General features: G+C 62.6%; 11 protein-coding genes. 10 read left to right on the forward strand and 1 reads right to left on the reverse strand.

Going from position 1 to position 15,329, the window contains the following annotated elements:
• Positions 1-14 precede the first annotated feature (14 nt).
• Complete coding sequence (locus tag A9K65_RS18060) at positions 15-1,274, reverse strand: sarcosine oxidase subunit beta (protein WP_013531143.1); 1,260 nt, start codon at positions 1,272-1,274, stop codon at positions 15-17.
• Between the two features lie 239 nt (positions 1,275-1,513).
• Here A9K65_RS18060 and A9K65_RS18065 point away from each other — a divergent pair, with 239 nt between their 5' ends.
• From A9K65_RS18065 to A9K65_RS18110, 10 genes are all read left to right on the forward strand, one after another.
• On the forward strand, positions 1,514-4,000 hold the full coding sequence (locus tag A9K65_RS18065; protein WP_027160520.1) for a mechanosensitive ion channel family protein: 2,487 nt from the start codon (positions 1,514-1,516) through the stop codon (positions 3,998-4,000).
• Between the two features lie 156 nt (positions 4,001-4,156).
• Positions 4,157-4,420, forward strand: a complete 264-nt coding sequence (locus tag A9K65_RS18070) for a hypothetical protein (RefSeq protein WP_023812335.1) — start codon at positions 4,157-4,159, stop codon at positions 4,418-4,420.
• A 206-nt stretch (positions 4,421-4,626) separates the two neighbouring features.
• Positions 4,627-6,060, forward strand: a complete 1,434-nt coding sequence (locus A9K65_RS18075) for a UbiA family prenyltransferase (RefSeq protein WP_013531146.1) — start codon at positions 4,627-4,629, stop codon at positions 6,058-6,060.
• Between the two features lie 2 nt (positions 6,061-6,062).
• A complete protein-coding gene (locus A9K65_RS18080; RefSeq protein WP_064993733.1) occupies positions 6,063-7,415 on the forward strand; it encodes an FAD-binding oxidoreductase in 1,353 nt (450 codons plus the stop codon).
• 124 nt (positions 7,416-7,539) lie between these two features.
• On the forward strand, positions 7,540-7,989 hold the full coding sequence (locus A9K65_RS18085) for an EamA family transporter (protein WP_064993732.1): 450 nt from the start codon (positions 7,540-7,542) through the stop codon (positions 7,987-7,989).
• The gene (locus A9K65_RS18090; RefSeq protein ID WP_064993731.1) at positions 7,986-8,993 is read left to right on the forward strand and encodes an NAD(P)-dependent oxidoreductase; all 1,008 of its coding nucleotides are present in this window, start codon (positions 7,986-7,988) and stop codon (positions 8,991-8,993) included. Before A9K65_RS18085 ends, A9K65_RS18090 begins: the two co-directional genes overlap by 4 nt.
• Before the next feature lie 104 nt (positions 8,994-9,097).
• Positions 9,098-10,528: an aspartate aminotransferase family protein gene (locus A9K65_RS18095; RefSeq protein ID WP_198327643.1), complete on the forward strand. Its 1,431-nt coding sequence runs from the start codon at positions 9,098-9,100 to the stop codon at positions 10,526-10,528.
• 21 nt (positions 10,529-10,549) lie between these two features.
• Complete coding sequence (locus A9K65_RS18100; protein ID WP_064993729.1) at positions 10,550-11,782, forward strand: DUF2029 domain-containing protein; 1,233 nt, start codon at positions 10,550-10,552, stop codon at positions 11,780-11,782.
• The gene (locus tag A9K65_RS18105) at positions 11,779-12,537 is read left to right on the forward strand and encodes an FkbM family methyltransferase (protein WP_027160515.1); all 759 of its coding nucleotides are present in this window, start codon (positions 11,779-11,781) and stop codon (positions 12,535-12,537) included. Before A9K65_RS18100 ends, A9K65_RS18105 begins: the two co-directional genes overlap by 4 nt.
• 153 nt (positions 12,538-12,690) lie before the next feature.
• The gene (locus A9K65_RS18110) at positions 12,691-15,252 is read left to right on the forward strand and encodes an FAD-dependent oxidoreductase (RefSeq protein ID WP_063168209.1); all 2,562 of its coding nucleotides are present in this window, start codon (positions 12,691-12,693) and stop codon (positions 15,250-15,252) included.
• Positions 15,253-15,329: the final 77 nt, after the last annotated feature.

The following is a 15,329-nucleotide window of genomic DNA, read 5'->3' on the forward strand; positions in this document are numbered from 1 at the left end:
ACTCTACCTATTGCCTAATGCAGCCGCGGGTTTGCACCCTGGCCCTTGTCGTCGATCACCAGCCCGCGGTGGAAGCGGTCGAGCGTGAAGGGCGCGTTGAGGTCGTGCGGCTGGTCCTTGGCGATGGTCCAGGCGAAGCACCAGCCGGAAGCCGGCGTCGCCTTGAAGCCGCCATAGCACCAGCCGCAGTTGAGATACATGCCGGGCAGGGGGCCGGCGGTGATGATCGGCGAGCCGTCCATCGACATATCGCAAACACCGCCCCAGGAGCGCAGCATGCGCACGCGCGCGAGGCCCGGAAACAACGCCAGCATTTCGCTCATCACCTCGTCGACGACAGGCAGATTGCCGCGCTGGGCGTAGCTGTTGTAGCCGTCGATATCGCCGCCATAGATGAGGCCGCCCTTGTCCGACTGCGACATGTAGAAATGGCCCATGCCGAAGGTGACGACCGTGTCGATGAAGGGCTTCAGCGATTCCGTGACGAAGGCCTGCAGCACATGGCTCTCGATCGGCATCGTCTCGATGCCGGCCATCTGCATGACGCGTCCGGTGCTGCCGGCGACCGCCACGGCCACCTTCCTGGCGCGGATGTCGCCGCGCGAAGTGGTGACGCCTGATATGCGGTCGCCGTCGCGCAGGAAACCGGTGACCTCGCAATTTTCGATGATGTCGACGCCGCGCCTGTCGGCGCCGCGCGCATAGCCCCAGGCCACCGCATCGTGGCGGGCGGTGCCGGCGCGGCGCTGCATCAGGCCGCCGACCACCGGGAAGCGAGCGCTGTCGGAGATATCGAGCGCCGGAATCAGGCGTTTGATCTCAGTCTTCGTCATCAGTTCGGCATCGACGCCGAGATGGCGCATGGCGTTGCCGCGCCTTGCATAGTCGTCGAATTGGGCCGGCGTGTGCGCCAGGTTCAGGCAGCCGCGCTGCGAGAACATGACATTGTAGTTGAGCTCGTGCGACAGGTTCTCCCACAGCTTCATCGAGTGTTCGTAGAAGCGGGTGTTGGCAGGCAGCAGATAATTCGAGCGCACGGCCGTGGTGTTGCGGCCGACATTGCCGGAACCGAGCCAGCCCTTTTCCACAACGGCGACATTGGTGATGCCGTGTTCCTTGGCAAGATAATAGGCGGTCGCCAGCCCATGACCGCCGCCACCGATGATGATGACGTCATAGGACGCCTTCGGGTCAGGCTTGCGCCATGCCGGCTTCCAATCCTTGTTTCCCTTGAGCGCGTTCGCGAGCAGCGAAAAGGCCGAGTACTCTGCCATTGATGTCATCCGGTTCGGGCGATGCGGCAGACTATAGAGCAGGCCGCATCCGCAAAGCCAATATTGCGCCATCGCCTTTCGACTGGCCGACGCCCGGATGGGATCACTCGGCGTGAGTGGCCGGTTGGGGCCAATGATCGGATGGGCTCGCGATACGACGGCTTGCCCCATGATAGGGCCGTCTTTATCAAGGACAGGCTTTCAAATTGCCTTTGCCGCCGATGAGTCGCCAACAAATCATGCTTTTCCGATTGCTTCGTCTCATCCTGGTACTCACGCTGGTCGTTTCGGCGCCGCTTTCGTTTGAGGCGATGGCGCAAGCGCTCGGCCAGGGCTCGGCCGGTTTGGTCACCGATCAGCAAAAGGTCATCCAGGATCTAACGGCCAAGACGGACGATCTCGAGAAGAAGATACAGCAGGACGGTGAGGACGATGCCTCACTCGTGGAGATCCGTCTGCAGCTGGAGGACCTGTCGCGGGCGGCACTCACCAGTGCGCTGGTATTCCGCTCGCGGCTCACCGAGATCAACAATCGCATCGAGGTGCTGGGTCCTCCACCGGCGGCGGGCCAGCCGCAGGAGCCCGACATCGTGACGGGCGAGCGTCAGGCGCTTGCATCGGAAAAGGCCGAGATCAACGCGGTCGTTGCCAGCGCACAGAACCTGTCGATCCGCATCAGCGGGCTGATCGACAAGATCGGCAATATGCGTAGCGAGCTGTTCCGCAATCTTTTGACCAAGCGCTACGTGCTGTCGGATGCGCTCAGCCCGCAGGTGTTTTCCGACGCCCGCGACGAGTTCGGCAATCTCTACAAGGCGGTGTCGTCCTGGTTGAGCTTTGCCTTCAAATTCAAGTTCCAGGCGATCCTGGCGGCAACCTTCGTGGCGCTCGGGCTGGCGCTGGTGCTGCTGGTTGGCGGCAGGCGCCTGTTCGGGCGGGTGTTCGAAGCCGACCCCACCAATGAGGACCCATCCTATCTCAGCCGCCTTTCGGTGGCCTTCTGGTCGACCTTGCTGCCGACGCTGGCGGTTGCCGCCTTTCTTGGATCGACGATTTTCTTTTTCAATTATTACAATGTGTTGCGCGGCGACATTGGGCTCTTCCTCAACGCGCTGGCGACCGTCATCGGCGTGGTGTTCTGCGTCAACCGGCTGACCAATGCGGCGCTGGAACCGCGGCTGCCGAACTGGCGCCTGATCCCGGTCGAAACCGGGCCGGCGCGCTGGCTGGTGCGCCTGGCCACCGCCATGGCCGTGGTCATCAGCGTCAACACCTTCCTGTCGGTGATCAACGACAAGATGGGTTCGCCGCTGTCGCTGACCATCGCCCGCAGTTTTGTCGCCACCATCATCGTCGGCATCATCCTGATCCTGATGGCGATGCTGAGGCCGTTCAAGGCGCGCGACGGAAGCTGGCGGCCCTGGCCGGCATGGCTGCGCTACCTGTCGCTGGGCCTTGGCCTATTCACCATCATAGCCGCCTTGCTCGGCTATATCGGCCTTGCGCTGTTCGTTTCGCTGCAGGTCGTCGTCACCGGCACAGCCTTGATCACCGCCTATATCGGCTTCCTGTCGGCGCAGGCGATCGGCGAGGAGGGTGCTTTCGCCAACACCTCCGTCGGGCGCTGGCTGTCGGCCAATTCCAGCTACGAGGATACGGCCCTCGACCAGCTCGGCCTTGTCGTCAGCGTTGCCATCAATGTGATGATCGTGCTGGTGTTCCTGCCGCTGATCCTGCTGATGTGGGGTTTCCAGCCCGGCGATATCCAGGCTTGGGCCTACAAGCTCGCAACCGGGATCAACATCGGCTCGGTGACGATCTCGGTCACCGGCATCCTCTCCGGCATCGTCGTCTTCGTCATAGGCTATTTCCTGACGCGCTGGTTCCAGGGCTGGCTCGACGGCTCGGTCATGGCGCGTGGCAAGGTCGATACCGGCGTGCGCAACTCGATCAGGCTGGCGGTCGGCTATGCCGGCGTCGCGCTGGCGGCACTGGTCGGCATCTCGGCGGCGGGCATCGACCTGTCCAGCTTGGCACTGGTCGCCGGCGCTCTTTCCCTCGGTATCGGCTTTGGCCTGCAGAACGTGGTGTCCAATTTCGTTTCCGGCCTGATCCTTCTGGCCGAGCGGCCGTTCAAGGTGGGCGACTGGATCGTTGCCGGCGACGTCAGCGGCACGGTCAAGAAGATCAGCGTGCGCGCCACCGAGATCGAAACCTTCCAGCGGCAATCGGTGATCCTGCCCAATTCGAACCTGATCAACAACGCCGTCGGCAACTGGACGCACCGCAACAAGCTCGGCCGCGTCGACATCAAGGTCGGCGTCGCCTATGGCAGCGACGTCAAGCAGGTTCATGCCGTCCTGCTGGAGATCGCCCGCAGCCACCCGATGGTGCTGAAGAACCCCGAACCCTTCGTGCTGTTTTCCAATTTCGGCCCCGCCGCCCTGGAATTCGAAATCCGCGTGTTCCTGGCCGACGTGATGAACGGCAACATCGCGCAGAACGACATCCGTTTTGCCGTCCTCGAAAAATTCAGCAGCGAACACATCGAGATCCCCTCGACGCCGCGCGCCGTGGTCGAGGCCCACAAGCCCAAGGCCTGGCCGACGGACGACGACAAGATCGAGGCCGACTTCGCCGAACAGGAGCAGATAAGGGCCGAAGCCGAAGCGGAGAAGAAGCGACTGGTCAAGTCTCGCAAAACCAAGAAGCCGGACCCGGACTAGGCTCGGACTCCGTCGACCTCAATCCTGCCCGGAATCGATTGCGGCATGAATGGGGCATTCAGTTGCGGTTCAGCTTCCATCTCATATAAGCTCCATGCAAAGGCGAAAATGCCTTGCCAAATGCAACAGAGGCGGTGGGAACACCGATATTGCACCATGTGGAAGTCTCTCGTCGCTGCAGTCGCCCTGGTCGCTGCCATCGGCTCGGTCCATGCCGCGAGCGCGGTCAACAAGGACGCCGAGACCCGCACGCTGGTCGTAACGGAGGGCGGCAGCAAGACCGACCTTGCGCTGGCCGGTGGCGAAACGGTTGAGTTCTGCCCGAACGGCTGCTTCGTCACCTTGCCCAATGGCGATCTCGAAGCCCTGACCGGTTCGGAAACCGTCGAGATCTCGGGCGGTGTCGCCCGCATCAAGTAATCTTGGCGTCACGATTGTAGAGGCCGGGCATTTGCCCGGCCTTTTATCGTTTCCGGTAGCGGTTGTTTAACAATGACACCGGAAATACCGCCATGGCAGCCGTCTGCAACCGTGCGTTTTAACGTTCGCTACGCCATCGCCCGCTATACCAGCCTCAAGACGCCGAAAAGCGGCGCGCAACTCTACGCGGGCAGGGCAGGACGGACATGGATGCGCGATCGGACAGGAACGCAATACCGCTTGCGGTCGATCTCGACGGCACGCTGATCGCAACCGACCTGTTGTGGGAAGGGCTGTTCATCCTTCTCAAGAAGAACCCGCTCTATATCTTCCTCGTACCGTTCTGGATCGCCGGCGGGCCGGCGCGGCTAAAGCAGGCGATCGCGCAGCGCATCGACATCGATCCGGCATCGCTGCCCTATCGCGAGGTGCTGCTTTGCCGCCTCCGGACCGAGCACGCCGAGGGCCGCAAGATCGTGCTGGCGACCGGTACGCCGCGCAAGTTCGCCGACGCCATCGCGGCCCATCTCGGCATTTTCGACCAGGTGCTGGCCACCGATGGTCTCGCCAATCTCACCTCGGGCAGGAAGCGCGCCTCGCTGATCGCAGCCTATGGCGATGGCGGTTTCGACTACGCCGGCAACAGCCGCCATGACCTCCAGGTCTTCGATGCCGCACGCAACGCGATCGTCGTCGCGCCCGACCGCCATGCCGCGCGCTGGCAGGCGGCACATGGCGCCGAGACGGTGCCGGCGCCGAAGCCGACTTTGCGGACCATCGTCAAGATGCTGCGCGTGCATCAGTGGCTGAAGAATTCGCTGATCGCAGTGCCGATGGTGCTCTCGCATGAATATTTCAACACCGACATGATCTGGGAATGCCTGCTGGCATTCGTCTCGTTCAGCGCGGTGGCATCGGCCATCTACATCCTCAATGATTTCTTCGACCTCGCGCTCGACCGCAAACACCTCACCAAGCGCAACAGGCCGTTCGCCAGCGGCGCGCTGTCGATCCCGTTCGGACTTGGGGCGATCGCGGTGCTTCTGGCGATCGGCATCGGCACCGGGCTGTTCCTGTCGCCCGAATTCATGGCTGTGCTCGGCGGCTACATGGTCGTCACCACCGCCTATTCGCTGTCGTTCAAACGCATGCTGCTGGTCGATGTGCTGACGCTCGCCGGCCTCTACACGATCCGCGTCCTGGCCGGTGCGGCGGCGACCGGCGTCGACGTCTCGTTTTGGCTGCTGGCCTTCTCCATCTTCTTCTTCCTGTCGCTGGCGCTGGTGAAGCGCTTCGTCGAACTGCGCACCACCGCCATTCCGCCCGGCGAGCGCATTGCCGGTCGCGGCTATCGCACCGAAGACCAGGAGATCGTCGCCCAGGCCGGCATGGCCTCGGCCTTCTCCTCGGCGCTGGTGCTGGCGCTCTACATGGACAGTGTCGCGGTGCGGGAACTCTATCCGCATCCATGGCTGATCTGGCCGCTGGCGCCGATCGTGCTCTATCTTACCATGCGCGTCTGGATCCTGGCGCGCCGCAACGAGATGCATGACGATCCGGTCGTCTTCATCATCCGCGACTGGCGCAGCCAGATCGTGGTGCTGATCGGTGCGGTGATGCTGGTCATCGGGGGCTGGTAGGCATGGCCGCCGGACGTTTCCCAAGCTTTGGCCTTGCCACGCCGCCGGCGCCGCGCGCCATCGGTGCCGACGAGGCGATCACGCTGCTGAAGGGCGGTCAGGCCAAGCCGGCGTCGCTGCTTGCCTATGGCAATGGCCGCTCCTACGGCGATTCCTGCCAGAACGGGGCCGGAGCGGTCGTCGATATGCGATCGCTGAACCGGATCCACGCCTTCAACGCCGAAACCGGTGTTCTCAAGGCGGATGCCGGCGTGCTGTTGTCCGACATCATCGCCCACGCTGCCCCCTACGGCTTCTTCCCCGCCGTTGTGCCAGGCACGCAATTCGTCACGCTCGGCGGGGCCATCGCCAATGACGTGCATGGCAAGAACCATCACCGGCGCGGCACCTTCGGCTGCCATGTCGAGAGCTTCACGCTGCTCAGGTCCGATGGAAGGACCCATCGCTGCTTGGCGACAGACAATGCGCGGCTGTTTGCGGCGACGATCGGCGGCATGGGGCTGACCGGCCTCATTCTGTCGGCCTCGATCCGGCTGATGCGGGTGCATTCCCTCGACATCGTCGAAAGGGCGACGCCGTTTCGTGACCTCTGCGAATTCTTCGACCTGGCCGCGGCGGCCGATCAGGCCAACGAATATGCGGTCGCCTGGATCGACCAGCTTGCCGGCGGTCGCAACAGCGGTCGCGGCCTGCTGCTCACTGGCAATCACGCCGAGCACGGCTCGCATGCCGCTTCGCGCGCCGGCGGCAATTTCTCGGTGCCGGTCCAGCCGCCGTTCAACGTGCTCAACCGGCCGTTCCTGACCGCCTTCAACGCTGCCTACAGGTGGAGGAAGAGCCGGGCAACGGTGCCGCGCCAGGCCGGCTACCAGGGCTTCTTCTTCCCGCTCGACGGCGTGCGCGATTGGAACCGGCTTTATGGGCCGAAAGGGCTGTTCCAGCACCAGAGCGTGGTGCCGGAACAGACGGCGCGCGAGGCCGTGCCGGCATTGCTGGCGGCTGCAAGGCAAGCCGGGCAGGGCTCGTTCCTCACGGTGCTGAAACGCTTCGGCTCCATCCGCTCGCCGGCGCTGCTGTCGTTTCCGCGTCCCGGCTACACGCTGACACTGGATTTCCCCAACAGGGGCGCCGCGACGCTGACACTGCTGCGGGAGCTCGACCGCATCACGGTCGAGGCCGGCGGCGCGGTCAATCCGTACAAGGACGCCCGCATGGGGGCCGAAATCTTCGCTTCGTCCTTTCCCGAATGGCAGCGGCTGGAAGCGCTCCGCGACCACGCCTTCATGTCCGACTTCTGGGCGCGCACTGCGAAGAAATTGGATGTGCGGCGAGGCTCGGTCGAGGCAGCCGAATAGATAAAATCCGAATAATTATTGGTTAACAGATGGTTGATAGCGCGATTCACTCAAAACAATGTTGGGACTTCACCAAATGTTTGCGGGTTTGTAGTAGGAAGTGTGAAGGGGTGGCTTGGAACTCATGAAATACATCGTCTTCATTCTCTTTACAGTCGTGACCAATGCCGCGGCGCAGCTGATGCTGAAGCAAGGCATGATGTCGCTCGGACCGATCTCGTTCGAGGGCGTCAATCCGCTCGTCAAGCTGCTGCAGATCGTCTTCAGCCCCTGGGTGTTCCTTGGCCTGTGTACCTTCGTCATCTCGATGGCCTCGCACCTCTATGTGCTGTCCAAGGTCGAGCTCTCCTTCGCTTATCCGTTCCTCAGCCTCGCCTATGTTGCCGTCGCCATCTTCGCTTATTTCGTCTTCCGCGAGGACCTCAATGGCTGGCGGATCGCCGGCATCGCCTTCATCTGCGTCGGCACGGTGCTGATCGCGCAAAGTGGCCGGGATTTGGGTGGGCAAGGGCATGAGGACCAGACCGCTTCCATCACGCCCGACAAGATCCAAGCAAACGAGATCGTTCGATGAGACATATGATTTTCGGCGGTGACGGTTTCGTCGGCCGCCATCTTGCCCCGAAGCTTGTGGCCGATGGTGAAGAGGTTGTCGTCGCCGACATCGTCAAGAGCGACCTGCCGCATTACCGCAGCGTCCGCTTTATCCAATGCGACGTCACCGATCCGGCCTCGGTCGCCGCGATTGGGCTGAAGGCCGACGACATGGTCTACAATTTGTCGGCCAAGATGCTGTCGCCGATCCAGGTGCGCGCCAAGCGGCATGACTTCTTCTTCCCTGTAAATTTCCATGGCACCGAGCACATCATGCAGGCCATGGACGGAGCCGGTGCGTCAAAACTCGTCCACTACACGACCGACATGATCTACGGCCACACGGTCACGCAGCCTATGACCGAGGAGCACCCGGTGGCGCCGCTGGGCGAATATGGCTGGTCGAAGCAGAAGACCGAGGAGCTGGCGGCCGAGTGGCGCAAGCGCGGCATGTCGATCTCGCTGTTTCGCCCGCGCCTGATCATCGGTCCCGGCCGGCTCGGCATTCTCGAAAAACTGTTCAAGCTGATCGACTGGAATTTTCCGGTGCCGATGATCGGTTCGGGCAGGAACCCTTATCAGTTTATCTCGGTGTTCGACTGCGCCGAGGCCGCCCGCGCGGCCTGGAAGGCCGGCGTGCCAAACGAGGCCTATAATCTGGGTTCGCTCAATCCACCGCCCGTCAAGAAGCTGCTCGGCGATCTGATCAGGCATTCCGGCTCGAAATCGATCCTGATCCCGACACCGGGTTGGGCGGTCAAGCGCACGCTGGACCTGCTCGACCTGATGAACATGCCGATCATGGACCCAGAACAGTATCTGATCGCCGACGAGGAATGCGTGCTCGACGTGTCCAAGGCCGGGCGTCAGCTCGGCTGGGCGCCGCAATATCGCGACGAGGACATGCTGATCGCCGCCTATAGCGAGTACCGCGCCAAGAAAGCCGGGCACGCGGTCGCCACCAAACATGTGCCCGCCGAATAGCGGCTCGCAAAACAGCTTTCGTTGCGCACGATTGCGGTCGTGCGTGCAGACAGGAGATTGAAATGACCGTCATGGCCAAGCCCGAACAGACGAATGCGCGCACCATGGTCAGTGCGCCGGCGCTGTCGCCCGCCACCATCGCCAAGCCCAACCTGATCAGTGTCGAGCAGGCCAAGGCGATGGACGTCGCAGAGATGACCGACCTGTTCAAGGCGCATCTCAACCCCGGCCAGCTGCACTTCATGAAGCTGCTCGGCTTCCACAAGATCAAGATCGAGCGTGCCGAAGGCATGTTCTACATCGACCAGAACGGCCGCAAGATCCTCGACTTCTTCGGCGGCTTCGGTTCGCTGGCCTTTGGCCACAACCATCCGCGCATCCTGGAAGCACGCAAGAAATTCCAGGAGGAGAAGCGCCAGGAAATCGCTATCGCCTTCATGTCGCAATATGCGGCGGCACTTGCGCACAACATCGCCAAATGCTCGCCCGGCGATCTCGACATGGTGTTTCTGGGTTCGTCCGGCTCGGAAGCGATGGAAGCGGCGGTTAAGCTCGCCGAGCGCGCCGCCGGTCCGAAGCGGCCGAAGGTCGTCTATGCCGAGAATTCCTTCCATGGCAAGACCAAGGGCGTGCTCGGCATCACCGACGGCCAGCTCTACCGCGCCGACTTCAAGGTGGCCGAAAACACGGTCCGTATCCCGTTTGCCGACATCGAGGCGGTCGAGCGCCTGTTCCGTTCCGACCCGGAGGTCGGCGTCATCGTGCTGGAAACCATCCAGGGCGGCGGCGGCATCATCCAGGCGCCTGCCGAGTACTGGCAGAAGCTGCGCGCGTTGTGCGACCAGTATGGCGTGCTGTGGGTCGCCGACGAAGTGCAGTGCGGCTACGGCCGTTCGGGCCGCTTCTACGCCTTCGAACATTACGGCGTCGTTCCCGATGTTACGGCGCTGGCCAAGTCGCTCGGCGCCGGCAAGGCGGCGGTCGGCGCGATGATTGCGCGGCGCGAGGTCTACATGAAGGCCTATGGCACACCGAAAACGGCGATGATCCATGCCATGGCGACCTTCGGCGGAATGGGCGAGGCCTGCGTCACCTCGATCGAAGGGCTCAACGTGCTCTACGACGAGGGGCTGATCGACAATGCCGCCGTCACCGGCGACTATTTGCTGCAGCGCCTGCAGGCGCTCAGGGAAAAGTACCCGAAGATCATCAAGGATGTGCGCGGCAAGGGGTTTATGGTCGGCCTGGAGTTCCACGACTTCTCGCAGACCTTGCCGATGGTGCTGCGGCCGATCGTCAGTGTGCTCGACGACAAGCTGAAGGGCTCGCTGTCGGGCTTCGTCGGCGCGCTGCTGCTGCGCGACTACGACGTGCTGGTCGCCTTCACCGAGTACAACCGCAACGTCATCCGGCTGGAGCCGCCGTTGATCTGCCAGCGCGAGCATGTCGATCGCTTCGTCGATGCCTTCGACAGCCTGCTGTCGCGCGGCATCGTGTCGATCGTGAAGGATTTCGTCAAAAGCCAGGTTCGTTAAGCGAGTTCGCTGGGTACAACGATGCTGACCAAGTCGCCCGCTCCACAAAACCCACTCGACCGGCTCACCGGAGCCGGCCTGGCGTGGGGCGAGGGGACTTATGCGCGGCTGGCGGCACCGATCGGCGCTGCGGCCTTCGCGCTCTACATCCTTTTTACAGCGTTCACGGCATGGGTGATGCCCGACGCCAATTGGGACATGCTGCCCTATCTCGCTATATCGGAGGAGGGCACCTATCCCGATGCACAAGCCCTGCACGACTATGCCTACAACACAGTCAAATCGGGCGTTTCGGCAAGCGATTATAAGGCGCTGACCGATGATGGCGGCGGCTTCCGCAGCCACATGACAGAAAATGCCGCCGACTTCCATTCGCTGCTCGGCATGTACAGGATCAAGTTCCTCTACGCCGAGGTCCTGTCGACGATGAGCGCGGTGATATCGCCGGTCGAGGCGATGCGCCTAGTCTCAGTGGTCTCGGTTCTGCTGTTCGGCGCGATCGCCCTGATGTGGCTGCGCTCCGAGGGGGCACTGGCCTTGGCGCCTGTGGTCGGCGCGGTGCTGATCATGGCCGATTTCGGCGATGCGGCGCGCGCTTCGACGCCGGATCTGCTCACGTCAGCGCTGCTGCTCGGCGGGCTCTATGCCTATGTCCGCGGGCGCGAGATGGCGACCGCGATCCTGCTCTTCCTCGCCTTCATGGTGCGCCCGGACAATATTGTTTTCCTTGCTGTTTTTGCCGTGCTGCTGGTCGCCTTTCGGCAGAAATCGTGGGGCGCGCTGGCCGGCTTTGCCGCTTCCTTCGTTGCCTATTTTGCCATCTCGCACTGGGCGCATCATCCCGGCTGGTGGCCGCATCTGTGGTTCTCCAGCATAGAGCAGCATTACAATATGGACGGGTTCGAGCCGCCATTCTCCATCGTTGCCTATCTCAGGGCATTTGCCACCTCGCTGCTGCGTGCCGTCAGCCTGAACAGCTGGGTCGGGGTGTCGGTGCTGGCACTGGCCGGCTGGTTTGCCGCCTCCCGCGCCGGCTTCCGCCTCGATCGCCGCGCCGGCATCCTGTTTGCGGCACTGGTGCTCGGCGCGCTGGCGAAGTTCACCGTCTTCCCGATCCACGACACGCGCATCTATTTTCCGCATCTGATCCCGCCATTCCTGCTGCTGGCGACGCCGCTCATGGCGTTGTGGGCGGCCGCGGCTCGCGGTCAGAATCGCGCTGCCATGCAAATCATTCCTGGAGACAAGTCATGAGTTCGCTATCCAGCCTGGCGCGCGTTGCCCTGTCGCTCGGTCTTCCCAGTGGCGTTCTCGACCGCGGACCATCGCTGCGCGGCACGAAGTTCCTGGCCAAGGCGGCGCTGAAGGCGCGGTTCGGTGGGGCAGGGCGGCCGTTCCAGATGGTCAATGTCGGCGCCTGCGACGGCGCGCTGTTCGACGATGTGACGCCGTGGCTGCACCGCATAGCTGGCGCACGCGCGATGCTGGTCGAGCCGATCCCCTACAATCAGAAACGGCTGCGCGCCAATTATCCCGATACCGGCCGGTTCATCATCGAGCCGGTGGCGGTGACAAAGGCCAAGGGGACGATCACCGTCCACACCTTCGATGCAGCCGCGCTCGAGTCCGGCACGCTGCCCATCGAATTCATCGGCTGTTCGTCGGTCACCGACACCAATCTGATGTCGGGCAAGAATGCCTGGGGCGAGGCCGACGCCAACTTCAACAAGTTCGCCCCGCACCTCAGGGATATCGAGGTGCCATCCGAGACCTTGCAGACGCTGCTCGACCGCAACGGCATCATCCATATCGATGCCTTCCTCATCGATTGCGAGGGCGCCGACTGGATCGTCTTCGAACAGCTCGACCTCAAGCGCTACCGCCCCGGCATGATCAAGGTCGAGGTTGGCGCGCTGCCGGCCGCCGAGATCGGCCAGGTCGTGGTCAAGCTGAAGACATCAGGCTATCAGGTCGGCTTCCAGGCCGAAGACATCTGGGCCTTCGCCTGAGTTAGCCACCGAAAGCGAACCGCCCCAGGCGCCCGATGTGAAGCATTCTGCCGTCTGGTCGCTCGGCTTTTTGCCAATGTCGCAAACAGGCTTCAATCGCCCTGCCGCTCCGCCCTATAGTCCGCCCGCTTTATCACTTTGGAGTCGCGGGCAATGGCAGAGTTTCCGAAAAAGGCGAGGGTCGTCATCGTCGGCCTGGGCGGTATTGTCGGCGCATCGATCGCCCATCACCTGATCGAACGCGGCTGGGATGACATTGTCGGCATCGACAAATCAGGTATCCCGACCGATATCGGCTCGACGGCGCACGCCTCCGACTTCTGCTACACCACCAGCCACGATTTCCTGTCGTGCTGGACGACGCTCTACTCCATCGATTTCTACGAGAAGATGGGTCATTACGCGCGTATCGGCGGCCTCGAGGTCGCGCGTGTCGGCGACGACAGCCGAATGGAAGAAATCAAGCGCAAGATCGCCTCGGCCAAGGCGTTTGGCACGCGCGCGCGCCTGATCGAGCCGGCCGAGATCAAGGAAAAATTTCCGCTCATCGAAGAAGCGATTGTCCAAGGTGGTCTTTGGGATCCCGATGCCGGTCTGGTCATCCCGCGTTCGCAGACGGTCGCCGGCAAGCTGGTCGACCAGGCGGAAGCGTCGGGCAAGCTCAAATCCTTCGCCAACACATCGGCCCGGTCGCTGGTCGTCAAGGACGGCCGCATATCAGGCGTGGTGACGGACCGCGGCACCATCGAGGCCGACTATGTCGTCGTCTGCGCCGGGATTTGGGGCCGGCTGATAGCGGAAATGGTCGGCGAAGACCTGCCGGTCATGCCGATCGACCATCCGCTGACCTTCTTCGGCCCCTACAACGAGTTCGCCGGCACCGGCAAGGAGATCGGCTGGCCGCTGCTGCGCGACCAGGGCAACTCGGCCTATATGCGCGACACCGGTGATCCCAAGACCGCCGAGGGCGGGCAGATCGAATGGGGTTATTACGAAGAGACCAATCCGCGCCTTTGCCACCCGCGCGACCTGCTGGAGAAGGACCAGGCGCGGCTTTCGCCGTCGCAACGCGATCTCGACATGGAACAGATCCTGGCGCCGCTCGAACGCGCCATGGAACTGACGCCGATCCTCGGCGAACTCGGCTATAATGAGAGCCATTCGTTCAATGGACTTCTCCAGGTAACCGCGGATGGCGGCCCGTCGATGGGCGAAAGCCAGAAGGTGCGGGGTCTGTGGTATGCCGTTGCCATCTGGGTCAAGGATGGTCCCGGCATGGGCAAGCTGATCGCCGACTGGATGACCGACGGCCGCACCGCAATCGATCACCATGCCATCGACTATGCACGGTTCTATCCGCACCAGACCAAGGAGCAGTTCATCTGGGACCGCTGCACCGAGACGGCGATGAAGGTGTACAATCCGGCGGTGCATCCGCGCGAGCCGTTCTCCAAGGCCCGCAATATCCGGCGCTCGCCGTTCTGGGAACGCGAGAAAGAACTCGGCGGCTATTTCATGGAACTCGGCGGCTGGGAGCGCGCCCACGGCTATGCCGCCAACGAGCATCTCCTGGAGAAATACGGCAACCGGGTGCCGGTGCGTGAGAACGAATGGGACAACCGCCATTTCTGGCGCGTCTCCAATGCCGAACATCTCGCCATGAGCGAGGATTGCGGCATCGTCAACCTGTCGCATTTCGCCATGTACGACATCGAAGGTCCAGACCATGTCGCGCTGCTGGAATGGTTGTGCGCAGCCAAGATTGGCGGCGACAACAACATCGGCAAGGGCATCTACACCCACTTCCTCGACGAGGAAGGCATGGTGCGGGCCGACTTTACCGTCATTCGCATGGCCGACCGCTGTCGTTTGATCGACGGCGCGGACGCTGGCCCGCGCGACTTCCAGTACATGCGCCGCACGGCACAGGACAAAGGTTTCGACGTCACCATCACCGACGTGACCGAGAAGTTCGTCACCATCGGCATCTGGGGACCGAACGCCCGGGCGACCTTGCAGAAGGTGGTCGAAAACCCGGACGGGCTCTCTGTTGAGAACTTCCCATTCGCGGCGATCAAGCCGGTCCGGATCGGCGGCAAGGACGTCACCGCTTTCCGCATCTCCTATGTCGGCGAGCAGGGCTGGGAACTGCATATGCGCTACGAGGACGGTCTCGCTGTGTGGGACGCGCTGCGCTCGACCGGCGTGATGCCTTTCGGCGTCGAGACCTATGCCAACACGCGCCGCATGGAAAAGAGCCTGCGCCTGCAGAACGCCGACCTTCTGACCGAGTACAATCTGCTCGAAGCGGATCTCGCTCGTCCAAAGGTCAAGGAGAACGATTTCTGCGGCAAGGCGAAGCACGTCGAATACCGCGCCCGCGAGCACCAACCGGCCATGCTGTGCACGCTGGTGATGACCGAGAATGTCGATTCCAAAGGCGTTGCCCGCTATCCCGTCGGCACCATGCCGGTGATGGATCCGAAGACCGGCGAGACGCTGGTCGACGAACTCGGCCGGCGGTCCTTCACCACCTCGATGGCCTATGGCCCGACCATCGGCAAGAATATCGGTCTTGCCTATCTGCCGTGGGCGTACGCCCAGGAAGGCCGCAAGCTCACGATCGAGTATTTCGGTGAGACATATCCGGTCGAAGTGGCGGCTGTCGGCTACAAGCCGCTCTACGATCCGGAGAATTTGAAGCCGCGCAGCTGATTGCTAGCCGGCGCAAAGGGCATGAAGGCAAAAGCCTGGCCATCGGCCGGGCTTTTCTCTTTTTAAGCCGACGGTTT

The organism is Mesorhizobium sp. WSM1497 (assembly GCF_001672455.2).
In the GTDB taxonomy this organism is placed as follows: domain Bacteria; phylum Pseudomonadota; class Alphaproteobacteria; order Rhizobiales; family Rhizobiaceae; genus Mesorhizobium; species Mesorhizobium ciceri.

Bases quoted from the DNA above. Each gene is read 5' to 3' on its own strand.
- A9K65_RS18060 (WP_013531143.1), bottom strand. From the start codon at position 1,274: ATGGCAGAGTACTCGGCCTTTTCGCTGCTCGCGAACGCGCTCAAGGGA.
- A9K65_RS18065 (WP_027160520.1), top strand. From the start codon at position 1,514: ATGCTTTTCCGATTGCTTCGTCTCATCCTGGTACTCACGCTGGTCGTT.
- A9K65_RS18070 (WP_023812335.1), top strand. From the start codon at position 4,157: ATGTGGAAGTCTCTCGTCGCTGCAGTCGCCCTGGTCGCTGCCATCGGC.
- A9K65_RS18075 (WP_013531146.1), top strand. From the start codon at position 4,627: ATGGATGCGCGATCGGACAGGAACGCAATACCGCTTGCGGTCGATCTC.
- A9K65_RS18080 (WP_064993733.1), top strand. From the start codon at position 6,063: ATGGCCGCCGGACGTTTCCCAAGCTTTGGCCTTGCCACGCCGCCGGCG.
- A9K65_RS18085 (WP_064993732.1), top strand. From the start codon at position 7,540: ATGAAATACATCGTCTTCATTCTCTTTACAGTCGTGACCAATGCCGCG.
- A9K65_RS18090 (WP_064993731.1), top strand. From the start codon at position 7,986: ATGAGACATATGATTTTCGGCGGTGACGGTTTCGTCGGCCGCCATCTT.
- A9K65_RS18095 (WP_198327643.1), top strand. From the start codon at position 9,098: ATGGTCAGTGCGCCGGCGCTGTCGCCCGCCACCATCGCCAAGCCCAAC.
- A9K65_RS18100 (WP_064993729.1), top strand. From the start codon at position 10,550: ATGCTGACCAAGTCGCCCGCTCCACAAAACCCACTCGACCGGCTCACC.
- A9K65_RS18105 (WP_027160515.1), top strand. From the start codon at position 11,779: ATGAGTTCGCTATCCAGCCTGGCGCGCGTTGCCCTGTCGCTCGGTCTT.
- A9K65_RS18110 (WP_063168209.1), top strand. From the start codon at position 12,691: ATGGCAGAGTTTCCGAAAAAGGCGAGGGTCGTCATCGTCGGCCTGGGC.